Origin of the sequence: Mesorhizobium sp. B1-1-5 (genome assembly GCF_006443065.1) — a bacterium.
In the GTDB taxonomy this organism is placed as follows: domain Bacteria; phylum Pseudomonadota; class Alphaproteobacteria; order Rhizobiales; family Rhizobiaceae; genus Mesorhizobium.
In genome coordinates, this window is record NZ_VFWS01000021.1 from 1 (window position 1) to 25,151 (window position 25,151).

General features: G+C 64.0%; 24 protein-coding genes. 10 read left to right on the forward strand and 14 right to left on the reverse strand.

Annotated elements, in window-relative coordinates; genetic code table 11:
- Positions 1 to 719 precede the first annotated feature (719 nt).
- Positions 720 to 1,136 carry an RNA polymerase-binding protein DksA gene (gene dksA, locus FJ980_RS10195; protein ID WP_095765270.1) on the reverse strand — a complete coding sequence of 139 codons (417 nt, stop codon included), beginning with the start codon at positions 1,134 to 1,136 and terminating at the stop codon, positions 720 to 722.
- A 246-nt stretch (positions 1,137 to 1,382) separates the two neighbouring features.
- On the opposite strand from dksA, the gene FJ980_RS10200 reads away from it, so the two are divergent.
- The 4 genes from FJ980_RS10200 to FJ980_RS10215 all read left to right on the forward strand — a co-directional run bounded on the left by FJ980_RS10200 (position 1,383) and on the right by FJ980_RS10215 (position 5,155).
- A complete protein-coding gene (locus tag FJ980_RS10200; RefSeq protein ID WP_140542774.1) occupies positions 1,383 to 1,886 on the forward strand; it encodes a histidine phosphatase family protein in 504 nt (167 codons plus the stop codon).
- Positions 1,887 to 1,949: 63 nt separating this feature from the next.
- On the forward strand, positions 1,950 to 3,422 hold the full coding sequence (locus tag FJ980_RS10205) for a YcjX family protein (RefSeq protein ID WP_140542775.1): 1,473 nt from the start codon (positions 1,950 to 1,952) through the stop codon (positions 3,420 to 3,422).
- Complete coding sequence (locus tag FJ980_RS10210) at positions 3,419 to 4,501, forward strand: TIGR01620 family protein (protein ID WP_140542776.1); 1,083 nt, start codon at positions 3,419 to 3,421, stop codon at positions 4,499 to 4,501. The genes FJ980_RS10205 and FJ980_RS10210 overlap by 4 nt, the downstream gene beginning before the upstream one ends.
- Before the next feature lie 99 nt (positions 4,502 to 4,600).
- A complete protein-coding gene (locus FJ980_RS10215; protein ID WP_181181165.1) occupies positions 4,601 to 5,155 on the forward strand; it encodes a hypothetical protein in 555 nt (184 codons plus the stop codon).
- A 48-nt stretch (positions 5,156 to 5,203) separates the two neighbouring features.
- On the opposite strand, the gene FJ980_RS10220 is transcribed toward FJ980_RS10215, so the two are convergent.
- Genes FJ980_RS10220 through FJ980_RS10250 form a run of 7 tightly spaced genes read right to left on the reverse strand, consistent with a single transcriptional unit; the run spans position 5,204 to position 13,340 of the window.
- Positions 5,204 to 6,193 (reverse strand): dipeptide ABC transporter ATP-binding protein, encoded by a 990-nt coding sequence (locus FJ980_RS10220; protein ID WP_140542778.1) that lies wholly within the window; start codon positions 6,191 to 6,193, stop codon positions 5,204 to 5,206.
- Positions 6,194 to 6,201: 8 nt separating this feature from the next.
- Positions 6,202 to 7,161, reverse strand: coding sequence for an ABC transporter ATP-binding protein (locus tag FJ980_RS10225; protein ID WP_140542779.1), 960 nt, complete (start codon positions 7,159 to 7,161; stop codon positions 6,202 to 6,204).
- Positions 7,158 to 8,129: an ABC transporter permease gene (locus FJ980_RS10230; RefSeq protein ID WP_140542780.1), complete on the reverse strand. Its 972-nt coding sequence runs from the start codon at positions 8,127 to 8,129 to the stop codon at positions 7,158 to 7,160. Before FJ980_RS10230 ends, FJ980_RS10225 begins: the two co-directional genes overlap by 4 nt.
- Complete coding sequence (locus FJ980_RS10235; RefSeq protein ID WP_140542781.1) at positions 8,129 to 9,145, reverse strand: ABC transporter permease; 1,017 nt, start codon at positions 9,143 to 9,145, stop codon at positions 8,129 to 8,131. The genes FJ980_RS10230 and FJ980_RS10235 overlap by 1 nt, the downstream gene beginning before the upstream one ends.
- A 57-nt stretch (positions 9,146 to 9,202) precedes the next feature.
- Positions 9,203 to 10,864 (reverse strand): ABC transporter substrate-binding protein, encoded by a 1,662-nt coding sequence (locus FJ980_RS10240; RefSeq protein ID WP_140542782.1) that lies wholly within the window; start codon positions 10,862 to 10,864, stop codon positions 9,203 to 9,205.
- A 4-nt stretch (positions 10,865 to 10,868) separates the two neighbouring features.
- Positions 10,869 to 11,786 carry a proline iminopeptidase-family hydrolase gene (locus FJ980_RS10245; protein ID WP_140542820.1) on the reverse strand — a complete coding sequence of 306 codons (918 nt, stop codon included), beginning with the start codon at positions 11,784 to 11,786 and terminating at the stop codon, positions 10,869 to 10,871.
- Between the two features lie 39 nt (positions 11,787 to 11,825).
- Positions 11,826 to 13,340 (reverse strand): leucyl aminopeptidase, encoded by a 1,515-nt coding sequence (locus FJ980_RS10250; RefSeq protein ID WP_140542783.1) that lies wholly within the window; start codon positions 13,338 to 13,340, stop codon positions 11,826 to 11,828.
- Between the two features lie 260 nt (positions 13,341 to 13,600).
- Between FJ980_RS10250 and FJ980_RS10255 the strand changes: the two genes are divergently transcribed.
- Complete coding sequence (locus tag FJ980_RS10255; protein ID WP_140542821.1) at positions 13,601 to 14,497, forward strand: LysR substrate-binding domain-containing protein; 897 nt, start codon at positions 13,601 to 13,603, stop codon at positions 14,495 to 14,497.
- A gap of 84 nt (positions 14,498 to 14,581) precedes the next feature.
- Here FJ980_RS10255 and FJ980_RS10260 read toward each other — a convergent pair whose 3' ends face one another.
- Entirely contained in the window at positions 14,582 to 15,793 is a 1,212-nt protein-coding gene (locus tag FJ980_RS10260) for an MFS transporter (RefSeq protein ID WP_140542784.1), read from the reverse strand.
- A 60-nt stretch (positions 15,794 to 15,853) separates the two neighbouring features.
- Complete coding sequence (locus FJ980_RS10265; protein ID WP_140542785.1) at positions 15,854 to 16,837, reverse strand: AraC family transcriptional regulator; 984 nt, start codon at positions 16,835 to 16,837, stop codon at positions 15,854 to 15,856.
- 140 nt (positions 16,838 to 16,977) lie between these two features.
- On the opposite strand from FJ980_RS10265, the gene FJ980_RS10270 reads away from it, so the two are divergent.
- From FJ980_RS10270 to FJ980_RS10280, 3 genes are read left to right on the forward strand one after another with little or no spacing between them, the layout of a single operon-like run.
- Positions 16,978 to 18,813 (forward strand): monovalent cation:proton antiporter-2 (CPA2) family protein, encoded by a 1,836-nt coding sequence (locus FJ980_RS10270; RefSeq protein WP_140542786.1) that lies wholly within the window; start codon positions 16,978 to 16,980, stop codon positions 18,811 to 18,813.
- Positions 18,814 to 18,822: 9 nt separating this feature from the next.
- Entirely contained in the window at positions 18,823 to 19,371 is a 549-nt protein-coding gene (locus FJ980_RS10275) for a DUF924 family protein (protein ID WP_140542787.1), read from the forward strand.
- Positions 19,372 to 19,396: 25 nt separating this feature from the next.
- Complete coding sequence (locus FJ980_RS10280; RefSeq protein WP_140542788.1) at positions 19,397 to 19,636, forward strand: hypothetical protein; 240 nt, start codon at positions 19,397 to 19,399, stop codon at positions 19,634 to 19,636.
- Position 19,637: 1 nt separating this feature from the next.
- On the opposite strand, the gene folK is transcribed toward FJ980_RS10280, so the two are convergent.
- From folK to folP, 3 genes are read right to left on the reverse strand one after another with little or no spacing between them, the layout of a single operon-like run.
- Positions 19,638 to 20,150, reverse strand: coding sequence for a 2-amino-4-hydroxy-6-hydroxymethyldihydropteridine diphosphokinase (gene folK, locus FJ980_RS10285; protein WP_140542789.1), 513 nt, complete (start codon positions 20,148 to 20,150; stop codon positions 19,638 to 19,640).
- On the reverse strand, positions 20,134 to 20,493 hold the full coding sequence (folB, locus tag FJ980_RS10290) for a dihydroneopterin aldolase (protein ID WP_095765255.1): 360 nt from the start codon (positions 20,491 to 20,493) through the stop codon (positions 20,134 to 20,136). The genes folK and folB overlap by 17 nt, the downstream gene beginning before the upstream one ends.
- A gap of 2 nt (positions 20,494 to 20,495) precedes the next feature.
- Positions 20,496 to 21,350 carry a dihydropteroate synthase gene (gene folP, locus FJ980_RS10295; RefSeq protein ID WP_140542790.1) on the reverse strand — a complete coding sequence of 285 codons (855 nt, stop codon included), beginning with the start codon at positions 21,348 to 21,350 and terminating at the stop codon, positions 20,496 to 20,498.
- Positions 21,351 to 21,434: 84 nt separating this feature from the next.
- On the opposite strand from folP, the gene FJ980_RS10300 reads away from it, so the two are divergent.
- Entirely contained in the window at positions 21,435 to 22,055 is a 621-nt protein-coding gene (locus FJ980_RS10300; RefSeq protein WP_140542791.1) for a DUF922 domain-containing protein, read from the forward strand.
- A 210-nt stretch (positions 22,056 to 22,265) separates the two neighbouring features.
- Positions 22,266 to 23,750, forward strand: coding sequence for an MDR family MFS transporter (locus tag FJ980_RS10305; protein WP_140542792.1), 1,485 nt, complete (start codon positions 22,266 to 22,268; stop codon positions 23,748 to 23,750).
- A 182-nt stretch (positions 23,751 to 23,932) separates the two neighbouring features.
- On the opposite strand, the gene FJ980_RS10310 is transcribed toward FJ980_RS10305, so the two are convergent.
- A complete protein-coding gene (locus FJ980_RS10310) occupies positions 23,933 to 24,964 on the reverse strand; it encodes an NAD(P)/FAD-dependent oxidoreductase (RefSeq protein ID WP_140542793.1) in 1,032 nt (343 codons plus the stop codon).
- Positions 24,965 to 25,151 lie beyond the last annotated feature (187 nt).

The window sequence follows — 25,151 nt, forward strand, 5'->3', positions numbered from 1 at the left end:
GCACCCGATATGCACCGCCGCCCCCAAACGATTCCATCGACGACACGCTGATGCACGAGCTCGAGACCTCTCTCGACGAGACGCATTCCCAGCCGGCACCCAGCAAGCCCGCGGCCAAGCCTTCGCTCGATGACGAGATGACCAAGCTGCTTGGCGAGTTGGGCAGCCACAAGCGCTGACCTAACGGCACTGCACAGGGACTTTGACCGGTCGGCTCTGTTTGCGTTGGCAGGCGGCATGCGTTGGAGATTGGCCGACACGCTCACCCTGTCGTCATTCCAGGGCGGAGCAGCCGCGAAGCGGCGTCGCGAAGACCCTGGAATCCATGCCGTTACCTTCGCCAAGGAATGCAACGGAGCAAAATTCTGCACCGTGGCGGCGCGTCCACGTCACGGAATGGATTCTATGGTCTGCGCCGCGTCGCTTCGCTCCTTGCTCCGCCATAGAATGAACGGAAAATCCTGCACCAAGACAAAACGGCAGCCCTTCAAAATCCCTGTGTCGGGGAACTAGGGAAAGTGTGCGCGGTTAGGCTTGGCGGCTTCGCCGTAGCTTCCGTCTGGAATTGCGTAAAAACAAAGAGATAGAGCGGTTCGCCATTTCCGTGAAATGGTGAAACCGTGAAGCGCTTTAACGGCAGCTTGCCGGCGGAGGCGAGCCTTCCGCGCCCTGAGCACCGAATTCCGGCCATTTTTGATGTTCCTGCCTGTTGGATCGCGTCAGTCGTCGCGATAGACCTTCTCGCGGCGTTCATGGCGCTCCTGCGCCTCGATCGACAACGTCGCGATCGGACGCGCATCGAGCCGCTTCAGCGCGATCGGCTCCCCGGTCTCCTCGCAATAGCCGTAGGTGCCTTCGTCGATGCGCTGGAGCGCGGAGTCGATTTTCGAGATGAGCTTGCGTTGGCGATCGCGGGCGCGCAATTCGATGGCACGGTCGGTTTCGGAGGAGGCGCGATCGGCTAGATCGGGATGATTGGCGTTTTCCTGCTGCAGGATTTCGAGGGTTTCGCGCGCTTCGCGCAGAATGTCGTTCTTCCAGGTGATAAGCTTTTGACGGAAGTACGATTTTTGCCGTTCGTTCATGAACGGCTCGTCTTCGGAGGGTACGTAATTGGCGGTAACGATATCGTTCATTCGACTCACCCAACAACCCCAAAATTTGGCGCCTATATATTCGGGGAAAAGAGCCTGCACAAGCGCTATCGGCGACAGTTTCACGCAATTGTTAGTCTTGCATCGGCAACTCCGGCGACAACGTTGTTCAACGGCAGAAAACGAATTCGCACATGATTCGTTGCAGTTGCCGGCCGACCATTGTGCATGACATCGTTCTGGTGACTAATCGCGCTTTGTCACGAAGGTAGCGCCATGGGGGTCCGGTTGAGCAGACTTTATCTGTTGCGGCATGCCAAAGCCGGCTGGGCGCTGCCCGGCATGCGCGATTTCGATCGCCCGCTCGACGAATCGGGCATGGCCGATGCCGAAGCGATCGGAGAGGCCATGCGGGCCCGCAACTATGTGCCGGACGTCACCCTTTGCTCCAGCGCCAAGCGGGCCAGGCAGACGCTGGAAGGCCTGGCGGGGCGCACCGACACCGGCCGGGTGCTGTTCTTCGACACGCTCTACAGCGAGGATGCGGCCGGCTATCTGGAGATCATCCGCAAAAATCGGGACGCCGGCCAGCTTCTGGTGATCGGCCACAACCCCATGACCGAAGATCTGGCCATGGCGGTGTCCGGAAATGGCGAGCAGGCGGCGCGCGGCATGATGAATCATGGTTTTCCGACCTCCGGCCTTGCCGTGGTGCGCTTTCCCGGCAACCTTGCCGAAGCGGCGCAAGGCAACGGCTATCTCGAAGCTTTTCTCACGCCGGCCGACCTCTGAGGCCATTTCAAACGCACGGCCCAGGGCCTATATCGGGCGCTGACGCGCAACTAGAGGCCTGATTTGGCATCATCGCTGACCAGTTTTACCGACGAGGCGAGGATTGCGCTCGACACGTTGTCGGGCCGCGCCGCCGGGCTCTTCTCTCCGTCAATGCGCCTTGGCGTCACCGGCCTGTCGCGCGCCGGCAAGACAGTGTTCATCTCAGCCCTCGTCCACAATCTCATCCATGGCGGTCGCTTGCCGCTGTTCGAGGCGCAGAAGTCCGGCCGCATCGCCCGCGCCTTCCTTGAGGAGCAGCCGGACGATGCCGTTCCGCGTTTCCAATATGAAGATCATGTCGCGGCTTTGGTGAACGAGCGCGTCTGGCCGGACTCCACGCGCGCCATCTCCGAACTCAGGCTCACCATCGAATATGAGTCGGCTTCCGGCTGGAATCGTCTGTTTTCCGCCGGAAAACTGTCGGTCGACATCGTCGATTATCCCGGCGAATGGCTGCTCGACCTGCCGCTGCTCGGCAAATCCTTCGCCGATTTTTCGCGCGAGGCGGTCGAGTTGGCCGCCCTGCCCGTCCGCTGCGACCTGTCGCAGGCCTGGCGTGAGTTGGCCTCCACCATCAATCCCGATGCCGACGCCGACGAGATGACCGCCCGGCGATTGGCCGAAAGCTTTGCCGCCTATCTCAAGGCGTGCAAGCTCGACGACCGCGCGCTGTCGACGCTGCCGCCAGGCCGTTTCCTGATGCCGGGCGATCTCGAAGGCTCGCCGGCGCTCACCTTCGCGCCGCTGCTGGCGCCGTCGCAAGGCCGGCCGCGCTCCGGATCGCTGCGGGCGATGATGGAGCGCCGCTACGAGGCCTATAAGACGCATGTCGTCAAACCGTTCTTTCGCGAGCACATCGCCCGCCTCGACCGGCAGATCGTGCTGATCGACGCCATGCAGGCGCTCAATGCCGGCCCGGCCGCGATGGCCGATCTGGAGCGCGCGGTCACCGAGATCCTGTCCTGCTTCCGGCCCGGACGGGGCAATTTCCTGACCGACTTCTTCTCGCGCCGCATCGACCGCATCCTGGTGGCCGCGACCAAGGCGGACCATCTGCACCACGAAAGCCATGACCGGCTGCAGGCGATCGTGCGCCGGCTGACCGACCGCGCCGTCGCGCGGGCGAATTTCAGCGGCGCAGCCGTCGATGTCGTCGCCATGGCCGCCGTTCGCTCGACCCGCGAAGGCACGGTGAAGCAGGGGCGAGAGACACTCCCCGTCATCATCGGCATGCCGCTGAAAAGCGAGACGATCAAAGGCGAGACATTCGACGGAAAGACCGAAACCGCCATCTTCCCGGGCGATTTGCCGGAAAGGGTGGAGGCGGTGTTCGACATTTCCGGATCACCGGCGGACAGCGCCGAACCGGCGATCCGCTTCGTGCGTTTCCGTCCGCCGAAGCTTGAACGCACCGCCGAAGGCGTCACGCTGTCCTTGCCGCATATCCGGCTCGACCGCGCGCTGCAGTTCCTGATCGGAGATCATCTGGCATGACCGCGCCCCGCAAACCGGCGGCCTTCCGCATCGAGCCTGAGACCGAAGCGCCGCCGCAACCACAGCGAAATAGCGCCGCAGAGGAGCCGCCGGCGCGCAGGCCACGTGCCGCGAGGGGCGATTTAGCGGTCGTGATCCCCTCGGAAGTCGACGTCTTCGACGAGCCGGATGTCGAGGCCGCGGTTCCGCCGCCGGCGACAGCGCCGAGAAAGCGTTCGCTGCTTTCCCGGCTGTTCTTCGGCGCTCTCGGCGTGCTCGTCTCGCTGGCGGTCGGCCTTTGGGCCGACCAGCTGATCCGCGACCTGTTCGCGCGCGCCGAATGGCTCGGCTGGCTGGCGGCCGGCATGGCGGCGATCGCGCTGCTCTCGCTGCTCGTCATCCTCATCCGCGAATTCCTCGCCATCGCCCGTCTTGCCGAAGTCGAAAAGATGCAGAAACGGGCCCTCGATGCCGTGGCGCGCGACGACCCCAAGGCGGCGCGCGCCTTGGTCGACGAGCTCTCGGCTTTCGTCACCGCAAAACCCGAGACCGCCGCCGGCCGCCGTTCGCTCGCCGAATTGCGCGGCGAGATCATCGACGGCGCCAATCTGGTGCGGCTGGCCGAGACCGAGATCCTGTCGCCTCTCGATGCCCGCGCCAAAGCCATGATTCTGGAGGCGGCGAAGCGCGTGTCCCTCATAACGGCGGTCAGCCCGCGCGCGCTGGTCGACATCGCCTATGTCGTGTTCGAGGCCGGGCGGCTGATCCGGCGCCTCTCCGAACTCTATGGCGGCCGCCCAGGCACGCTCGGCTTCTTCCGGCTGGCGCGCGGCGTGCTCGCGCATCTGGCGGTGACCGGCTCGATCGCGGTGGGCGACAGTTTCGTGCAGCAGATCGTCGGCCATGGGCTTGCCGCAAAACTCTCGGCAAAACTCGGCGAAGGCGTCGTCAACGGCATGATGACGGCGCGCATCGGCATCGCCGCGATGGAAACCGCCCGCCCCCTGCCGTTCATCGCCGTGAAGCGCCCGGGCCTCGGCGATTTCCTCTCGGCGCTGACGTCGTTCGCGGCACGAAAGAACGGCCAGGACGACCGATAAGGTAAACGCGCGACCCACCGCGGGTGACGAAGCATTAACCAATCTTCTGCATGGTCGGTCCGGTCCCAAGAATAGACTCTTTCGTGCCGGGTGTCGTCGATGAGAAGCGTAATCCTGTCCTGCGTCCTGCCTGCCGCCATTGCGATTGCCGCGCCGCTCGGCCTCGTCGAAAAGGCATTTGGCGCAGAGCCGGACAAGCAGTTTTTCCGCTCCGTCGAAGGCAGATGGGTCGGCCCTGGCGAGATCATCGCCGGCAAATACAAAGGCACGAAATTCACCTGCGATTTCAATGGCTCGACGCCCGCCAGCAAGCTCGGCATGACGCTTGACGGCGGCTGCAGGGTCGGCGTGTTCACGCAAAAGATGTCGGCCAGCGTCGAGCGCAAGGGCCGCGATGGCTACAGGGGCACCTTCATGGGCGGCTCAACTGAAAGCGGCATGGACATTGTCGGCGGCAATGTCGTCGACGCCCAGAAGGTCGTCTTCACCATCAATCGCAAGCAGTTGAACGGCGTCATGCAGGCGCGTGTGCCCGACGGCAATTCGATGACCGTGACGGTGGCCGTGCGCGTCGACAATCAGCTGGTGCCGGTGATCGGCATGAGCCTGAAGCGGGTCGATTCGGTCGAAGTCGGCGCCATCGCCAAGAACTGATCCGGCACGTTCCGGCAGCCCGCGCCCACGCTCGCGAAAATAGATAGATCAAGTCAAAGTCGGGAAGTGGCAGGCCACTTTGCGGCCTGGACGATATTCCTTCAGTTCCGGCCGCTCCGAGCGGCACCGGTCCGCCGCGATCGGACATCGCGGATGGAAGCGGCATCCGGACGGAGGCTTCAGCGGGCTCGGCACGTCGCCGGTGAGGATGATGCGCTTGCGCGCGCCCGCAGGCGTCGTCTCGACGATGGGAACCGCCGAGATCAGCGCCTGGCTGTAGGGATGGGCGGGTGTCGCAAAGACCTCTTCCGCCGGTCCGTCCTCGACGATCGAGCCGAGATACATGACCGCGATGCGCGTCGAGACCTGGCGCACCACGGAGAGATCGTGGGCGATGAAGATATAGGTGAGCTTCAGCTTCTCCTGCAGATCGGCGAGCAGGTTGACGATCTGGGCCTGCACCGACACGTCGAGCGCGGAGACCGGCTCGTCCAGCACGACAAGGTCGGGATTCAACGCGATCGCCCGCGCGATGCCGACGCGCTGGCGCTGCCCGCCGGAGAATTCGTGCGGATAGCGCATCATATGGTCCGGCAACAGCCCGACCAGCTCGAACAGCTCCGCCACCCGCGCGGCCATCTCCTTGGCCGAGACCTTGCCGTGGATACGCAGCGGCTCGGCGACGAGATCGCCGACGCGCCGGCGCGGATTGAGCGAGGCCGAGGGATCCTGGAAGACCATTTGCAAGCGCCGCCTAAGCGGCCTGAGCTCGGACAGCGATTTCGAGGTGATGTCGTCGCCTTCGAACAGAAGCTTGCCGTCGGTGATGTCGTAGAGCCGAACTAGGCAGCGCGCCAGCGTGGACTTGCCACATCCGGATTCGCCGACAAGGCCGACAGTCTCGCCGCGCCGCACGGTCAGCGAGACGTTGTCCACCGCGTGGACGGTCCGCCTGCCTTCGGCGGAAAACCGGGTGCCGATCGAAAAGCGTTTTGCCAACGAACGCGTCTCGAGGATTGGGCGATCTGTGTCTGTCATCAACTCGCTCATGCCTGTGCCACCCGAAAGCATGCGGCGGCATGCGCGCCATTGCCGAGACCCGGCTTGCCGGCCTCGCAAGGCTCGTAGCGCACCGGGCAGCGCGGACCGAAGGCGCAGCCTTGCGGCAGCCGCAGCAAGGAAGGCGGCGACCCTGGGATAGCCGGCAGGCGGCGCGGTTTCTCGCCGTCCAGCGGCGGGATCGAGCCGAGCAGAGCGCGCGTATAAGGATGTCGCGGATCGGAAAACAGCTCCGTGCGGGTGCCGCGCTCCACCACGCGGCCGGCATACATGACCATGACGCGGTCGGCGAGCTCGGAGACCACACCCATGTCATGCGTGATGAAGACCACCGCCGACTTGTGCTTCGCGCGCAATTTGCGGACGAGGTCGAGAATGCCGGCCTGCACGGTGACGTCGAGCGCGGTGGTCGGCTCGTCGGCCACCAGCAGCGCCGGATCGCAGGACAAGGCCATCGCGATCACCGCCCGCTGCCGCATGCCGCCGGAAAGCTGGTGCGGATAGCGCGACATCGCCTCGTGCGGGTTGGGAAAATTCACCTCCGCCAGCAACTGCTCGACGCGCTCCATCGCCTTGGACTTGCTTAACCCCCGATGCGCCCGAATCTGCTCGGCGATCTGCCAGCCGATCGTGTAGACCGGCGTCAGCGCGGTCATCGGGTCCTGGAAGATCATCGCGATCTCGTTGCCGCGCAGGCGCCTCAGCTCGCGCGTCGGCAGTCCCACCAGTTCGCGGCCCTTGTAGCGGATCGAGCCTTCGATGGTGGCGTTCGGGTCGGTGATGAGGCCCATCACGGCGAGCAGCGACACCGTCTTGCCGGAGCCGGATTCGCCGACGACGCCGAGGATCTCGCTTTCCTCCAGGTCGAAGGAAACGCCGTCGATGGCCCGTACCGGCCCGTCATGCGTGCGGAAGGACACTTTGAGATCGCGCACCGACAATATCATGATGCCCTCAGGCGCGGATCGAGAAGGATGTAGACGAAATCGACGACCGCGTTGGCGATCACCACGAACATCGAGGCATACATGACCGTCGCCATGATCATCGGCAAATCGAGATTCTGCAGCGCGTCATAGGTCAGCTTGCCGATGCCGTGCAGGCCGAACACGACCTCGGTCAGCAAGGCCGAGCCGCCCACCAGCGCGCCGAAGTCGAGACCGAACAGCGTGACGAAGGCGATCAGCGAGGTACGCAGCGCATGGCGAAACAGAATGCGCGTCTCCGACAGGCCCTTGGCGCGGGCGGTGCGGATATAATCTTCCTGCATGGATTCGATGATCGCCGCGCGCAACACGCGCCCATAAATGCCGATATAGAGGATGGCGAGCGTGATCCATGGGATGACCAGCGTCAGGAACCAGCCCTTGGGATCGTCGGAAAAATTCTTGTAGCCGAGCGGCGGCACCCAGGAGAACGCCCAGCTGTCGTGATAACGGCTCTGGGTGATCAGGTTCATAACCTCGCCCAGCCAGTAGACCGGCATGGAGATGCCGAGCAGGCCCAGTGCCATCAGAAGCTTGTCCAGCCAGCTGTCGCGGGTGGCCGCGGCGACAATGCCGATGATGATGGAGACGACCACCCACAGGACCGCGGCGCCGAACACCAGCGAAAGCGTCACCGGGATCGAGTCCATGACGGCCGGCACCACCTTCCAGCCGCGATTGACGAAGGAGGTCAGGTCGCCGGTGACGAAGATCTTCTCCATCATGCGCGTGTATTGCACGTAGAGCGGCTGGTCGAAGCCGAAGCTGTGGCGAACCGCGGCCAGCACTTCGGGAGAAGCGTTGCGGCCGGCGATGCGCGCGGCGGGATCGGCGCCGGGCGTGGCGAAGAAGATCAGGAAGACGATGACCGAGATGCCGAACATCACGAACAGCATCTGACCGAAACGACGAAGGATGGCGTAAAACATCAGTCGCGCCCCAGCCGGACCTTGGAGCGCGGGTCGAGCGCATCGCGCAGGCCGTCGCCGAAGACGTTGAGCGCCATGACGGAAACGGCGATCGCCAGCCCGGGCACCAGCGCCACCAGCGGTCTTGTATAGAGCAGCGCCTGCCCATCCTGGATGATGGTGCCCCAACTTGCGGCCGGCGGCTGCACGCCGATCGACAGGAACGAAAGCGCCGATTCCGTCAGCATGTTCAGCGCCATCATCAGCGGCACGAACACGATCAGCGTGGTGGTGATGTTGGGCAGGATGTCGCGCCACAGGATGCGCCAGCCCGGCACGCCCAGATTAATCGCGGCGAACACGAACTCGCTGTGGCGCAGCGCCAGGACCTGCCCGCGGATCGGCCGCGCGACATAGGGTATATAGACGATACCTATGATGATGATCGGCAACCATAAGCTGCCGGATTGGATCTCGATCGGTCCGATCGCGATGCCTTGCGCGATGGTGACGATGGAAAGCGAGATCGCCAGCAGATAGATCGGAAACGCCCAGAGCACGTCGAGCAAGCGCGACAGCACCGTATCGGTGATGCCGCCGAAGTAACCTGCGATCAGTCCCGCCATCGTGCCGACGATCAGTGTGAAAATGGTGGCCGCGCCGGAGATCAAAAGCGAGTTCAGGCCGCCGTAGAGCAACCTTGCCATGACGTCGCGGCCCTGGCTGTCGGCGCCGAGGAAATAATTGCCGAGCCGCCATGTCGGACCGATCGGCGTGTAGCCAAGCCCCAGTCCCTCGGTCGACTGCTCCATCACCGGAACGTCGGCGCCATCGATCTGGATGACGGCGTCGAGCGTCGAGGCGAACGGATCCGTGCCCGCCCATTTTGCGTAAAGCGGCGCGCTGAAACAGGCGAGGACGATGATGAGGAACGCGGCCAGGGACGCCATGGCGGCCCTGTCCGTTGCCAGCCTCGCAAACGCGACGGCCCAGGGCCCTCGCGTCTTGCGCGGCATGGCGGCGACTTGGCTGGACACGATATGTGTTTCCGCGGTTCGTTACTGGACCCAGGCCCCTTACTGCACCCAGGCCCCTTACTGGACCCAGGATTGGGTGATAATCCAGTTGAACTGCGGGTTGAACTTGAAATTGCCGATACGCTTGCTGACGAAATCAAGCCGCTTCGGCGTGAACAGCCCGACCGCCGGCGCCTTGTCGGTGACCTGCTTGTCGATTGCCGCCCACAATTTGTCGGCCGCCTTCTGGTCGGTCACGCCGAGGTCCAGCGCCTTCTGCATCTGGGCGTCGATGTCCTTGTCGCAGAAGCCGGAAATGTTGATCGAGGCGTCCGAGCCTTCGCGATAGGAAGCGCAGCTGAACAGGATGTTCAGGAAGTCCGACGCCGCCGGGTAATCCTTGTACCACTGGGTGACGGACATCTGCACTTTGTTGTTGGTGTTCTGGATATAGGTGAACTGCAGGTTGGACGAGATCGGCTTGACGTCGGCGACATAGCCGATGTTGGTCAGCACGCTCTGCAGATAGACGCCGATCGACCGCGAGATGGCGGTGTCCTCGACGATGACGGTCACCTTCTGGCCCTTGGTGCCCGATTCCTCGACGAGCTGCTTGGCCTTGTCGACATCCGGGGCCGACCATTTGGCGCCCGGATTCTTGGTGAAGGGGCAATAGTCCTCATGTCCGGGGAAATCCGGCGGCAGGACCTGGCAGACCGGCGAAGCCAGCACCTTGCCGCCGAACAGCTTGACCAGCGTGTTGCGGTCGACCGCATAGGCGACGGCCTGGCGCGCCTTTTCATTGTCGAATGGCGCCATGCGGGTGTTCAGCGGCGCGTACCACCAGGCCGAAAGCGGCGAGATGTGCAGCTGGTCCATGGACTTGCTGCCGAGCTCACCGAGGCGGTCGCTGGGCAGCGCGTCGAACATCCAGTCCGCTTCGCCGTTCTGGATCGCCGTCACAGCGGCCTCTTCCGAGAGGCCGAAATCATACTGCACGACATCGGGATAGCCGTCCGGCTGGGCTTCCTCGCTCCACTGCTTGAAATTGGGGTTGCGGGAAACCGTCATGCCCTTGTTGGGATCGAAGGCCGAGATCATGTAGGGGCCGGTGCTGGGGATCGGCTTGGAGCCCATGTCCTCCGCCGGCGTGTCGGCCGGCATGATCACGGCATGCGGCAAGGCAAGCTTGTAGAGGATCTCGGCGTCTGGCTTGGTGAGATTGAGGGTGATCGTGCCGGTCGCCTCGTCGGCGACGAAGCCGCCTTCCAGCGTGCAGCTCTTGGTGTCGGCCAGGCATTTGTCGGCGCCGACGATCCCGGCATAGAAAGTGCCCGAGGTCGGCCCGGAAATCTTGAAGATGCGCTGGAAGGAGGCGACGACGTCCTTCACGCCGAGGTCCTGGCCGTTGGAGAACTTGATGCCCTTGCGCAGCTTGAAGGTAAAGGTCTTGCCGTCATTGCTGACCTCGGGCAGCGCCTCGGCGAGGTCGGGAACGATGGAAAAACCCTCGACTCCCTCGGCCTTGCGGAAGGCGACCAGGCCGTCATAGATCGGCTGGTACATCTGCCAGCCCTGGTCGGTGTAGTTGATGTGCGGATCGAGGGTTCCGGCCGCCGACCGGGCGAGAAGGCGAATGGTGCCGCCCCGGTGTTCCTTGAGATATTCGGCATGCGCCGGAGCGAGCCACGAGCCGGCCAGCAATGCCGCGGCCGACGCCGCCAAAAGCAGTTTCTTCATGTCGTCATTCCCCTTTTCTGTTGTCGTTGTCGTCCAGGAAGTCTCCCACCACACGCATGCAGAGATCCTGCTCCTCGACATGCGGCATGTGGCTGGAATGCTCGAATATCTGCCAGCGCGATCCCTTGATGCCGTCCTTGAAGGGCTGCACGGTCGCGGGCGTGGCTTCGTCGTAATGGCCCGAGATGAGAAGTGTGGGAACCTCGATGGCCGACAGGCGGTCGATGACGTTCCAGCTCTTCAGCGTGCCGATGACGTGGAACTCGTTCGGGCCGTTCATCACATTGTAGACGGTCGGATTGCGCACGATCTGGGCGAAGGTCTCTGTCACCTCGGGCGGGAACGGCGCGACCCGGCAGACATGCCGTTCGTAGAACCGCATCGTCGCCGCCTGGTAGGCCGGATCGTCCGTCGTGCCGGCCTGCTCGTGCTTCGTCAGCGTCTCCTGCACGTCCTGGGGCAGATCGGCGCGTAGGCGGTTGGCTTCCTCGACCCAAAGTTTCATGGACGCCGGCGAGTTGGCGATGGTCAGCGACTTCAGGCCCTTCGGCCTGGTCACGCCATATTCGGCGCCCAGCATGCCGCCCCAGCTTTGACCCAGCACATGGAAGCCGCCGCGGATGTCGAGATGGTCGATGAGGTTTTCCAGCTCGTCGATGAAGAGTTGGGGCGTCCAGAAATCGGCGCCCTTTTCCGGCAGCAAGGTGGAATTGCCGCAGCCCAGCTGGTCGTAGTGGACGACGGCACGGCCGCCCCGGGCAAGAAGCTTATAGGCATCGACGTAATTATGGGCAGCACCCGGCCCGCCATGCAGGATCACGACCGGGGCCTTGCCGGCATCGAGCGCGCCGCTGATCCGGTACCAGGTCTCATAGGCACCGAAGCCGGCCCGCCCTTCCTTGCTGACGATCTCGGACGGCATCTCGGCTCCCTCAGTGGTTGAAGACATCTCGTTGCCGCTCTAGTTCGCCGCCCGCCCGGACTGCACCCACTCTTCCAGCATCTGCACGCCGAAGGCCGTGGCGCCCTCCCGGCCCAGCGGCCGGTCCTTGTCGGCCATTTCCTTGCCGGCTATGTCGAGATGCACCCAGGGGCGCTCTTCGGTGAAATTGCGCAGGAAGGCCGCGGCATGGGGCGCGTCGCCGTCTTCCATGTCCTTGGCGTGATGCCGGATATCGGCGAAGGGCGATTGCAGCCCCTCGTCATAGGCCCGGTCGAGCGGCAGCTGCCAGAACCGCTCGCCGACCTTTTCCCCGGCCGCGATCATGCGCGAGGCGATGGTGTCGTCGGTGCTGAAAAGGCCGGCGAAGACCGAGCCGAGGCCCCGCATCACCGAATAGGTCAGCGTGGCCAGGTCGACGATCACCGAAGGGTTGAAGCGCGAGGCGGCATAGTAGAGGCAGTCGGCCAGGATCAGTCGGCCTTCCGCATCCGTGTCGAACACTTCCACCGTCTGGCCCGACGCCGTCGTGATGATGTCGCGCGGCTTGAGCGCGGTGCCGGACGGCATGTTCTCGGCAATGCCGAGCACGCCGACGGCATGCACCGGGCTGCCTTGCCGGGCGAGCGCTATCAACAGCCCGACAACGGCGGCCGCGCCGCCCATATCGGCCTTCATGTCGAACATCTGCTCGCCGCGCTTTATGCACAGACCGCCGGAATCGAAGCAGACGCCCTTGCCGACGAAAGCCAGCGGCTGCGCGGGAGCGCCCTTGCCGCGATAGCGCAGGACCGCGACACGCGGCGGTCGCGCCGAGCCGGAGCCGACGGCCAGGATCGCATTCATGCCGAGCTCCTTCAGCCGCGCCGCATCGAGGATCTCGACATCGATGCCGGCCTCGCGCAGCGGCTCCAGATGATCGTGGAAATTGTCGGGATGGAGATGGTTCGGCGGCAGGTTGACCAGCGTGCGCGCATATTCGACGCCGTCCGCGATGGCATTGACCCGTGTCAGCGCCGCCTTCAGTTCCGGACCGGGCGCGCCGATCAATTGCACCCGCAAAGTGCGGTCGGCGCCAGCCCCTTGCCGCCGGTTGCGCATGTCGAAACGATAGCGCCGCAGCCGCATGCCGAGCGCGACCCGCGCCAGGATTTCCGCTGCGGGCAGGTCGACACCGGCGAGCGGGTCCAGCATCAGGGTGGCCGCGCATTCGCCCTTGCCTTCCAGATGCGCCGCAAGCAAACCGCCGGCCCGCGCCAGGGAAAGCGTGGTTACAGCCGAGGCATTGCCCAAAGCCAGCACCACCACGCGCCGGGCCGACATAGCCTTGGGAGCAATGACATCGACACAGGTGCCGGACTCCTCAAGCGCGGCCGGCTCGGAGCAAGCGCGGGACAAAATTCCATCCATTTCGGCGTCGAGTTTCCCTGCCCGGGGGCCAAAACCGGTTTGAGCGGTTTGCAGGATGACGACGACCGAGGCTTCCGCGGAAATCTCGTCAGCCGCTTCAAAGACCGGCACCGGCGACTGAGGCATAAAAGCTCGTTCTCCCATTCTGGGGCGCCCCGCCGAGGCTCAGCTTGACATCATACGCAAAGCTTCGCCGGTCCCCGGTGGAAACCGGTCAGGCCGGTTCGCGCCGTTGGGGAATGGTATCGGAGTACCCAAATAATTGTATTCTGACGGCGACTTGGTCGCTCTTGCCTTTTGGGTATCCCCGAACCGGCCGGGCAATCAAACGCCAATTTTGCGCAAGTCGATTGACAAAAACTCAACTGACATTTCATGATTGGCCAATGGCCCTGCCTTCACTCAATGGCATGCGCGCTTTCGAGGCCGCCGCGCGCCTCGGCAGCATCAAGGATGCAGCCGAGGAGCTGCATTTGACGCCCTCGGCCGTCAGCCGCCACATCCGCGCGCTCGAGAAGAACCTTGGCCAGGATCTGTTCGAGCGCGGCTTTCGCCAGATCACACCGACCATCAGGGGCTCATATTATGCGCGCGGCCTCTCCGAAGCATTCGAGGCTATCTGGCGCGCCACCGACGATGTCAGCTTCGTCCATGGTCACGGCAGGACCCAGCGAGTCCGGGTGCTCTGCGTGCCGGCGGTCCTGAACCTTTGGCTGGCGGACCGGCTGCCGAATTTCCGCAAGCTGCATCCGTCCGTGGACCTGGAGATCTCGACGTCGGGCAAGCGCGCCAACTTCGATTTGGCCATTGTCGATGAGTTCGTTTACAAGGCCGGCCCGGCCCTGACGCTGCTGATCCCGCTCGTTCTGACGCCGGTCTGCGCGCCGTCGCTGCTTGAGGGACCGGTGCCGCTCAGAACGCCCGCCGATCTCGTCAATCATCATCTGATCCACGAATGCGAGAGCATGCGCTGGCGGCGCTGGCTGGAGCAGGAAGGCGTTCTGGACGCCACGCCGAAATCCAGCACGACGCTCGATGACTGCACCTTGATCATGCGCGAGGTGATAAACGGCGCGGGCATCGCTTTGGCCGACACCATGATGGCGCAGGACCTTCTGCAGCAAGGCAAGCTTGTCGCCCCGTTCAGCGCCCGCCACACCTATCCCGCCGGAATCTACCTGCACCAGCGCCGCAGCATCGGGAACAAGCCAGGCACCGGCCTGTTCCAGGATTGGCTGCTCGCCGAGATCGCCGAGCATAAGCGCGCGATGGGTATCGCGTAGCGCGTCTCCTCCGAAGCGCCGCGCAAGAAAAAGGCGGCGGCCGACTGGCCGGATATAGGCTGCCCAGGTCAGCCGGAGCAAGGTTCAGTCGCCGCGAGGCTGTAGGAGTGCCAGCGCGGCTGTCGCCACGGCAAGGACGGCGGTAAGGGTCAAAGGTCCCGTGGCGCCATAGGTGTCCACGACATAGCCACCGACAACCGCGCCGATGGTGATGGCAACCTGGAAGGAGACGACCATCAGGCTACCCGCAGCTTCCAGCGCATCAGGTGCCGCGCGGGACAGGTTGGTCGGCAGCACGACCGGCGCCATGCCGAAGGCCAATCCCCAAAGCGCGACGAATCCGAAGGCGACGCCAATGTGCACGCCCCAAAGCACCAGTGCCAGCGCCGAAAACCCCATCAACACGGCGGTACCCACGAGAGCCATGCGGATATTGGCGTCGGCCATACGGCCGCCGGCGACGTTGCCGATCACAGCCGCGATGCCAAATCCGAGCAGGGCCAGGGCAATTGGCCCGGTGGCGAGGAGCGTCACGTGTTCGAGGAAGGGGCGCACATAAACAGAGCCGGCAAAATGCCCCGTCATCAGCAAAAGAATGGCCAGCATACCGAGTTGAATGCCGCGCCGCTGTGTCAGCCGAAATACGTCAGCCAGACTATTGCTGGCCGTCGCAGCCAAGGTCGGCAGGCTCAGCAATTGCAGCAGCATGGCAACTACGGCCAGCCCCGCTGTCGTGGCCATGGCGCTGCGCCAACCCAGCCAGTCGCTGATCAACGCTCCCATTGACGGGGCGGCGATGGTGGCGAGCGAGACGCCGAGGGTGACGATGCCCATGCCCCGACCTGTCGCGTTGGCGCCAACCAGCCTAGCCACGACGGCAACCGAGAGTGCCCAGAATGCGCTGAGAGCGATTCCGAGCCCGGCCCGGCCCAGCAGCAACAGCCAGAAATTGGGCGCCAGCGCGGCAAGGAGGTTGGAACCGACCGCCAAGGCGCTGAGGCCAACCAGCACCGTCTTGCGATTCAATCGGCCGATGAGGACATTGCTCAACATGGCCGTCACCGCGCCGACCGAAGCCGTGGCGGTGACGACCTGTCCGGCGGTTCCTTCGCTGATGCCGAGGTCCCGCGCCATCGGCGTCAGCAGGCCTGCCGGCAGGAATTCGGCTGATACCAGGGCAAAGCTGGTGGCCGCCAATGAAATGACCGCAAACCAGGCGGCTGCGTTCCACGGGGCTGGCGCAGCGTCATCGAGGTCTATCGCCGCGTCTTCAAGCTGTAATGTTGTGTCTGTCACTGAAAGATCTCCAAAGTCTGGAGGTCTTCAATAGACGAGTCTTCTCGGATGATATGTACCTTATAATCCGAAATTCATGTCCGTTCGTCCGGGAATTGTGCGGCGCACAACGCCTGGCGAGACATTGGTGATGCGTTTGAACGCGCGCGCGAAGGATGCTTCGCTATCATAGCCCAAACGGGTAGCGACCTCGGCAACCGACAGGCCGTTTTGCCCCAGCAACTCGCGGGCAAGCTGCATACGCAGACGGGCGAGATAGTGTGCCGCACCCTCTCCTAATACAGCGCTGAAGCGCTCGGCGAAAATCGAGCGCGATTGGCCTGCCAGGCCGGCAAGGCTTTCCAGGGTCCAGTTATGGCCGGGATCTCGGTGCATGGCTGCCAGCGCGCGGCCGATATGGGGGTCACGGATGGCTGCAAGCCACCCGGTGGTCGAAGCTCCAGTGCAATTGACCCAGCAGCGGATAAGCCGGGCCGTCAGCAAGTCCGCCATACGGGACAGAATCGTGGCGCTGCCCATCTGCGGTTGCGCGGCCTCGGCCGTCATAGCCGCCAGCAAAGGACCGACGACCGGATCGTTGCCGGCCACATCGCACCCTTTGATAATTGATGGCATCAACGTGATCAGTGGATTGAGCGCATAGGCGCCCAGGGCCATGGAGCCGCAGAAAAGGGTGCTTGTCGCGCCCGTCCCTTCCCGCACCACCTCACAGACATTGCTCCCCAACTTGGTAACCTGGCAACTCTCGAGCGAGTCGTCGACAACGTCCGGCGCACTAGCCAGCCGATGGGCGATGCCTTGCGGCAACAGCACCAGATCGCCATCGCGCAACTCCTGCCAGCCTTCCGCCTCGGTATAAATCCAGCATGGACCCTGGCCGACAAAGTGAAAGCGAAGCAGCTTCTGTTGCGGAAAGGCGATGCTCCATGGATGCCGGAGCTCGCAGCGGCCATAGTTGACCCCACTCAAGCGAAAGTCCTGTAGGACTTCGCTGAGCGCATCCATCGGGATATGCAGAGGCGGGCGGGACGAATAGTCAGGCATTCTGCTACTATATATGCCGAACGTCCGGCAGGCAAGCAGAGGCCGCTTCAACGGCACCCTACTCTTCCAGCCAGTCTCCGCGCCCTTGCCTCTCGCTCCCGGGGCATGCAAGGAGTGGGTCGATCAACGGGACGACAGGCATGGCAGTTGAAGCGTCGAGCAGCGATCTGGTGCAGGTTGTGGCGCTGCTCGCCGCGGGCGTCGTCGCCGTGCCGATCTTCAAGCGCATGGGACTGGGCTCGATCCTCGGCTACCTCGCCGCCGGCGTGGTCATCGGTCCGTTCGGCCTGCGCATCTTTTCCGAATCGGAAGCGATCCTCCATGTTGCCGAGCTCGGCGTCGTCATGTTCCTGTTCATCATCGGGCTGGAGATGCAGCCGTCACGGCTCTGGGGCCTGCGCCGCGAGATCTTTGGACACGGCGCGCTGCAGGTCGGCGTCTGCGCAGTCCTGCTCACTCTCGTCGGGCTGGCCGGAGGCTTTCCCATCGCGCAGTCCTTCGTCGCCGGCGCCGGCTTCGTCCTGACCTCGACGGCGATCGTCATGCAGCTGCTCGAAGAGCGCGGCGAGATCGCCACGCCGAAAGGCCAGCGCATCGTCTCCATACTGCTGCTCGAAGACCTGATGATCGTGCCGCTCCTCGCGCTTATCGCATTCCTCGCGCCGGGCGGCGCCGAAACCAGCCTTTCGGAGCGGCTGACCGAAGTCGGGATCGGCATCGCCGCGATCGTGGGGCTGGTCGTGGCCGGCCGTTACCTGCTCAATCCGCTCTTCCGCATCCTGGCCGACGCCCGCGCCCGCGAAGTCATGACCGCCGCGGCGCTGCTGGTGGTGCTGGGTTCGGCCCTGGCCATGCAGCTCTCCGGCCTGTCGATGGCGATGGGCGCCTTCCTCGCCGGCGTTCTCTTGTCGGAATCGACCTTCCGCCACCAGCTCGAAGCCGATATCGAGCCGTTCCGCGGCATCCTGCTCGGCCTGTTCTTCCTCGCCGTCGGCATGTCGCTCGACCTTGGCGTCGTCGCCCAGAACTGGCGGCTCATCGCCATCTATGTCGTCGCCTACATGGTCATGAAGGCATTCGGCATCTACGTCGTCGCGCGCATTCTGAAAAGCGGCCATCGCGAGGCGCTCGAACGCGCCGTCTTCATGGCGCAGGGCGGCGAGTTCGCCTTCGTGCTCTATTCTTCCGCTGCCGCGGTCGGCATCATCGACGGCCAGGCCAACGCCACGCTGACTGCCATCGTCATCATCTCAATGGTGCTGACGCCGCTCGCGATCGTAGCGCTCCGTTACCTCACCCCGCGAGACGAGCAGTCGCTCGACGGCGTCGACATTGCCGACGGCCTCACCGGCAGCGTGCTGATCATCGGCTTCGGCCGCTTCGGCCAGATCGCCAGCCAGCCGCTTTTGCTGCGCGGGATGGACGTCTCGATCATCGATAACGAGGTGGAGATGATCCAGGCGGCGGCCGATTTCGGCTTCAAGGTCTATTACGGCGACGGCACGAGGCTGGACATCCTGCATGCGGCCGGCGCCGGGCGCGCCCGCGCGGTGCTGATCTGCGTCGACAAGCCCGACGCCGCCGTGCGCATCGCGCAGCTTATCAAGGCCGAATTCCCGCTGGTCACCATCCTGGCGCGGGCCTTCGACCGCGGCACCGCGCTGCAGCTCGTGCGCGCCGGCGTCGACTATCAGCTGCGCGAGACCTTCGAATCGGCGCTGGTCTTCGGCGGCTCCGCGCTGGAGGCGCTTGGCGTCGATCCCGAGGAGGTCGCCGAAGTCATGGAGGATGTGCGACGCCGCGACGAAGCGCGCTTCGAGACGCAATTGGCCGAGGGCGTGCGCGCCGGCCAGCGTTTCCTGAAGGGCAATATCGGCACGCCGATCCCGACGCCGCTGACGCAGCCACGCCGCGCCGGCCGGGCGCTGAACCAGGAAACCGCCGTCGTGCTGAACCAGGCAGAGACCAAGAACTGAGGGGCAAATATGGCAGAGCTTGATCCGCGAGCGCTTTCGGTCATCACATTCTGGCGCGATGCCGGCGAGGACGCCTGGTTCGAGAAGAACGACGCCTTCGACGCCGATTTCCGCAGCCGCTTTCTCGAGCTGCATTACGCCGCCGCGCGGCGCGAATGCGACGACTGGAATGCGCATGCCGAAGGATCGCTGGCGTTGATGATCCTGCTCGATCAGTTCCCGCGCAACTGCTTCCGCGGCACCGGCCACATGTACGCGACCGATCCGCTCGCGAGATACTTCGCCGACAGGGCGATTGCCGCCGGTCAGGACCTCGAGCTGGAAGAACTGTTTCGCGTCTTTCTCTATCTGCCCTTCGAGCATTCCGAAGTGCTGGCGGACCAGGAAAGGTCGGTCGAGCTCACAATCGCCAAGGCGCCCGACTATCTGAAATATGCCGAGGAGCACCTGGAGATTATCCGGCGCTTCGGACGCTTCCCGCATCGCAACCGGATGCTTGGCCGCGCGACGACGGCCGAGGAGCAGGCATTTTTGGACGGCGGCGGTTTTTCGGGTTGATGACGGCCGCGCGGAGCGTTGCGAAATGATTGAGTTTGCAGGCAGAAGTTATGAAGCCACTATCGGCAGCGATCTTCAACGCGATGGGATGTATCTTGAGCTTGCTGACCAAGATCAATGCGTGGTGGGTGAGATTTTCTTCTCAGATGTCGATGGCAAGATGACGGTTACGCTATTTCAGCCCGAAGTGCCTTTGGAAATGATCGAATGGATGATTGCCACAGCCAGGATTCGTCTTCCACCAACAGACACAACTGCCGGCTGACCTAAGCGTGCCACCATTCCCGGCCCGAAGGCAGCCGCTCGATGCCGGACGTATCGACGGCTTTGAGCCGTTCCGACACGCTCCTGCCACCGACCGAAAGCCCTGGCGCGATCTCGGCCAGCGGCGCCAGCACGAAGGCACGTTCCAGCATGCGCGGATGCGGCACTTCGAGCCCGGTCTCGTGGATCACCCGGTCGCCGAACACCAGGATGTCGATATCGATAAGGCGCGGCCCCCAGCGCTCCTCGCGCACGCGCTTCAACCGCCCCTCGACGTCGAGGCAAAGCTCGAGCAGCGCGCGTGGCGAAAGCGCCGTCTCGATCGCGGCGGCGGCGTTGAGGAAATCGGGCTGGTCGAGCTTGCCCCAGGGCGGCGTGCGGTAAATCGAGGACACGGCGGTGACGCGCGTCGCGTCGTCGCCATCCAGCATGCGCAATGCCGCGCCCATGGACTTCGCCGGGTCGCCGAGATTGCCGCCGAGACTGAGGTAGACGGCGCTATTCTGGCCAGACAACGGTCACCTCGACATGATCGAGCACGCCCGGCACCGGGGCGTTCGGCTTGCGCACCGTGATCGCGGCTTTCCTGATCTGGGAGAACCGCGCCGTCAGCGCCTTCGCCACCTCCAGCGCCAGCGCCTCGATCAGGAAGCGGCGATGTCCGGTCACGATCTTTTCGATGACCGAGAAGGCGACACCGTAATTGACGGTGTCCTCGATGGAATCCTCGGTCAGCGGCCGGCTCGGCTCGACCGTCAGCTCGGCATCGACGTAGAAACGCTGGCCAAGCGTCTCCTCCTCGTCCAGCACGCCGTGGCGGGCGAAGAAGGCGCAGTTCTTCATGCGGATGAGGTACATGATCAGTGTCCGGGAGGAAGCTCGTTTTCGCGTTGAAGCATAGCATCGGTGACCGCCAGCGCATCCACGTTGATTGCGACATCGTGGACGCGAAACAGGTCGGCTCCCTTCAAGCGTAGGATGACACTGGTGGCCGCCGTGCCGGCAGCCCGTTCCGCGGGATCGCGCCCCGTGGCTGTGCCGATGAAGCGCTTGCGCGAGGTTCCGGCCATCAACGGGTAGCCGAGCGCCTGAAGCTCGGAAAACCGCGCCATCAGGTCGAGGTTTTCCTCCGCCGTTTCCTTGGCGAAGCCGAAGCCGGCATCGAGCACGATCTGGCTGTCGGCGACATTGCCGGCGCGCGCGATCTCCAGCGATTTGCGCAGGAACAGGAACTGGTCCTCGATCACGTCGGGCAGCTTCTGCCGTTCGCGCCCGGTATGCATGATGACGAGCCCGGCGCCTGTCTCGGCGGCGACGCGCGCGATGCCCGGCTCACGCTGCAGCCCCCAGACGTCGTTGACGATATGGGCGCCGGCGGCGACGCCAAGCCGCGCGGTGTCCTCGCGATAGGTGTCGACCGAGATCAGTGCCTCGCCGGAAGCGGCGAGCGCCGCGATGACCGGCAGCACGCGCCCCTGCTCTTCCTCGGCGGAGATCGGGGCGAAACCGGGCCGCGTCGATTCCCCGCCGACGTCGATGATCGCCGCGCCTTCCTTGACCATGCGGCGCGCCTGCTCCAGCGCCTTCTCGGGCGCGGCGAACAGGCCGCCATCCGAAAAACTGTCGGGCGTCACGTTGAGGATGCCAACGACGACCGCCTTCGGACCGAGGTCCAGATAGCGCCCATGAGCCAGCTGCCACCGCCTTGTCGTCATTGTCCATCAACCATGCGTGATCCGCGCGAAATCAATTCCGTTGCGCTGGCGACGGCCCTAAAGCAAGGTGCGTGAAGAGGCAATATGATGAACCCTTCCCTGCTCTGCGCCCTGATGCTCTCGATCACCGCCATGCCGGCAGGCGCGGCCAGTCTGGTCAAGACCTACAGCTATTTCAGCGTCGGCGGCCGCACGCTCGACGATATCCAGAACCAGCTCTCGAAAAACGGCCCCGAGGTGAAGAGCACCGGGTCGCGGCATCCCGGCGCCACGCAAATGGCCTTCACCACCCGCATCAGCTACGCGCAGAGCGCCGGGTCCTGCCGTGTCGCCGACGCGGCCGTCACCGTGAAGGTCAAGGTGATCCTCCCCGAATGGCGGCGCCCGCGCAAAGCCGATCCCGGCGTCAGGCTGTTCTGGGACACGCTCTCCGCCGACATCAAGCGGCATGAGGAGCGCCATGTAGAGATCGCCAAGAACCACGCGCGCCTGCTCGAGGATGCGCTGAAGGCAATCCCGCCGCAAAAGACCTGCGAGCAGGCGAAGCTCAACGCCGCCGCGGTCCAGGCAGCTGAGCTCGCCATGCACGATCAGGACCAGGTCCGCTTCGACCGCGTCGAGAGCGTCAATTTCGAAAGCCGTATCCTTCGGCTGATGCGCTACCGGATGGAGCGTGTCGAAGCCGGCCAGTTGCCGCCGCCTTGACTTGAGAGCCGAGCCCTGTCCGGGGCCAATTTCATCCAAGCATGGTGCCAGACCGGAAAAACTTTCGAGTGATGGTCGAAATCGGCCTATATCGAACGACATATAGCGGGTTCGAAGCGCCAAAGCCTCGGGTCCACGATGAGAAATGACAGGTGCGACCGGCCAAAGCTGTCTTGGCGCACCAAGCACCAGCCTTTGAAAGAATGATGCATGGACCAGACCGTCGAGAACCAGACGATGGCGCCGGAAGCCGCGCCGATGATGAGCGAGAACGAGAAGAATGCCATTATCGGCGGCGTGTTGTTGTCGATGCTGCTGGCGGCCCTTGATCAGACCATCGTAGCCCCTGCCCTGCCGACGATCGCCGGCGCGCTCGGCCATGCCGAATATCTGCCGTGGATCGTCACCGGCTATCTTCTGACCGCGACCGCGATGGCGCCGCTCTACGGCAAGATTTCCGATGTCTACGGACGCCGCCCTGTCATCTACGCCGCCATCCTCGTCTTCCTGCTCGGGTCGCTGGTCAGCGCGCTTGCTCCCAACATGCTGCTGCTGGTCATCGGCCGCGCCATCCAGGGCGCCGGCGGCGGCGGTCTCTTCGCGCTGGCCCAGACGGTCATCGGCGACCTCGTGCCGCCGCGCGAGCGCGCCCGCTATGCGGCCTGGATCGCAGGCACATGGGCGGTCGCGAGCGTCGCCGGCCCGCTGCTCGGCGGCGTGTTTGCCGAGCATCTGCACTGGTCGCTGATCTTCTGGATCAACCTGCCGATCGGCTTCCTGGCCATGGCCATCATCAACAACCCGTTGAAGAAGCTGCCGGTCGCGGCCAAGAACCATCGCATCGACGGCTTGGGCGCCGTGCTGCTGGTAGTCGCCACGACGCTTCTGCTCCTGGCGCTCAGCTGGGGCGGCAGCGCCTATCCCTGGTTCTCCCGCGAAATCCTCGGACTGGTTGCCTGTTCGGTGGTGTTCTGGGCCTTCTTCGCGCTCAGGCTGCTCAAGGCGGCCGAGCCTTTGATCTCGCTCGAAGTCTTGGGCAACCCGATCGTGCTCGCCGGCACACTATCGATGTTCCTGCTGCAGGCCGCGAACATCGGCGCGTCGGTATACCTGCCGGTCTATCTGCAATCGGTCGTCGGGCTTTCGGTCAGCGAATCCGGCACCGCGATGCTCGGCCTCCTGCTCGGCACGGTCGCCGGCGCGACCTTCAGCGGCCGCACGATCCCGCGCTTTGTCCATTACAAGCGCATCGCCATGATCGGCGTCGGCCTGGCCATCGTCTGCATTGGCGTGCTCAGTGCCATTGCGGAACACGCCTCGCTGCTCGAAGTGGAAATCCTGACCACTCTGATCGGCCTGGGCAGCGGAACGACATTCCCGGTTGCCACCGTCTCGGTCCAGAATGCCGTCGATCGCGCGCATCTCGGAGTCGCGACGGGCGTTCTGACCTTCCTGCGCACGCTGGGCGGCGCGCTCGGCGTGGCCATGCTCGGCGCCGTCGCGCTCGGCTACGGCCTGCCATTGTCCTCAGAAGGCTCGCAGACGCATATCCATCCGGCATCGGCGTTGCCGTTCGTGATGATATTCGTCGCCGCCGGAGCAACGCTCGTCCTGGCGCTGATCACGCTGGCCCTGATGCCCGAAAAGGAACTGCGCGGCCACGACGAGCAAACCGCGCCCGCGCTTGCGGAGTAGATCGTTTGAAGGTGTGTTGAGATTCAGGTCAGGCCGAGTCGAGAAGGGCAGTTTCCGAGAACCGGCCTACGCCGGCCGTAGCCTTCGTAGGACGGAACACTTATGAGGGCTTCGGCCGGCGAAGGCCGGAAGCGCAGGAAGCTGCCGTTCGCAGTCCGGCATCACCTGAATATCAATACGCCTTAATCATGCACGCCGAGCTTCTTTTGCAGGCTGGTCGACGAGGTCGTGTACTGAAAGACGATGCGCTCGCCCGGGCTGACGATCCGCTTGGCGGCCTGCGCCATCAGCGCCACTTCATGGAAGCCTGACAGGATCAGCTTGAGCTTGCCCGGATACCAGTTGATGTCGCCGACGGCAAAGATGCCCGGGATCGACGTCTGGAACTTCTCGGTGTCCACCGGGATCAGGTTCTCGTGCAGGTTAAGGCCCCATTCGGCGATCGGCCCGAGCTTCATGGTGAGGCCGAAGAATGGCAGCATGCGGGTGCACGGCACCTCGACGTCGCCATCCGGGCCGCCCTTGATGGTCGCCGACGACAGCTGACCGCCGCCGCCGGCAAGGCCGCTGACCTGGCCGACCAGGAATTCGAGCTGCTTCATCTCATGCATGGCATACATCTTGTTGACGCTGTCGGGCGCGGCCCGGAATTCCGGGCGGCGATGCACCAGCGTCACGCTCTTGGCGATCGGCTGCAGGTTGAGCGTCCAGTCGAGCGCCGAATCGCCGCCGCCGACGATGACGAGATCGTGGCCGCGAAATTCCTCCATGCGCCGGACCGAATAGAACACGCTCTTGCCTTCGTACTCCTCGATGCCCGGAATGGGCGGACGCTTGGGCTGGAACGAGCCGCCGCCTGCGGCGATCACCACCACCTTGGCTTCGAACAATTCACCTTCGTCGGTGGCGACGCGGAAACTGCCGTCCTCCAGCTTTTCAAGGCTCGACACCATGCGGTTGAAGGTGAAGTCCGGCTTGAACGGATGGATCTGCTCCATGAGCTTGTCGACGAGGCCTTGCGCGGAGATCGTCGGCCAGCCTGGAATGTCGTAGATCGGCTTTTCAGGATAGAGCTCGGCGCATTGGCCGCCGGGACGATCGAGAATGTCGATCAGATGGCATTTCATGTCGAGCAGGCCGAGCTCGAACACGGCGAACAGGCCGATCGGCCCTGCCCCGACAATGAGAACGTCCGTTTTGATGGTATCGGTCATGCGCTGCGCCCTGATTGGGAATGCGGCGAGACTGCATGAGCTATCGGCCGCTGCCAAGCTGCCGGCGCGAAAGAATATTGGGAAGCAGCCAAGATGTGTCGAGATTCAGGTCAGGCCGAGTCGAAAATGGCGGGTTCCGAGCACCGGAGCGGAGCGTACTAAAAGTACGTGAGCACCGGAAGCGCAG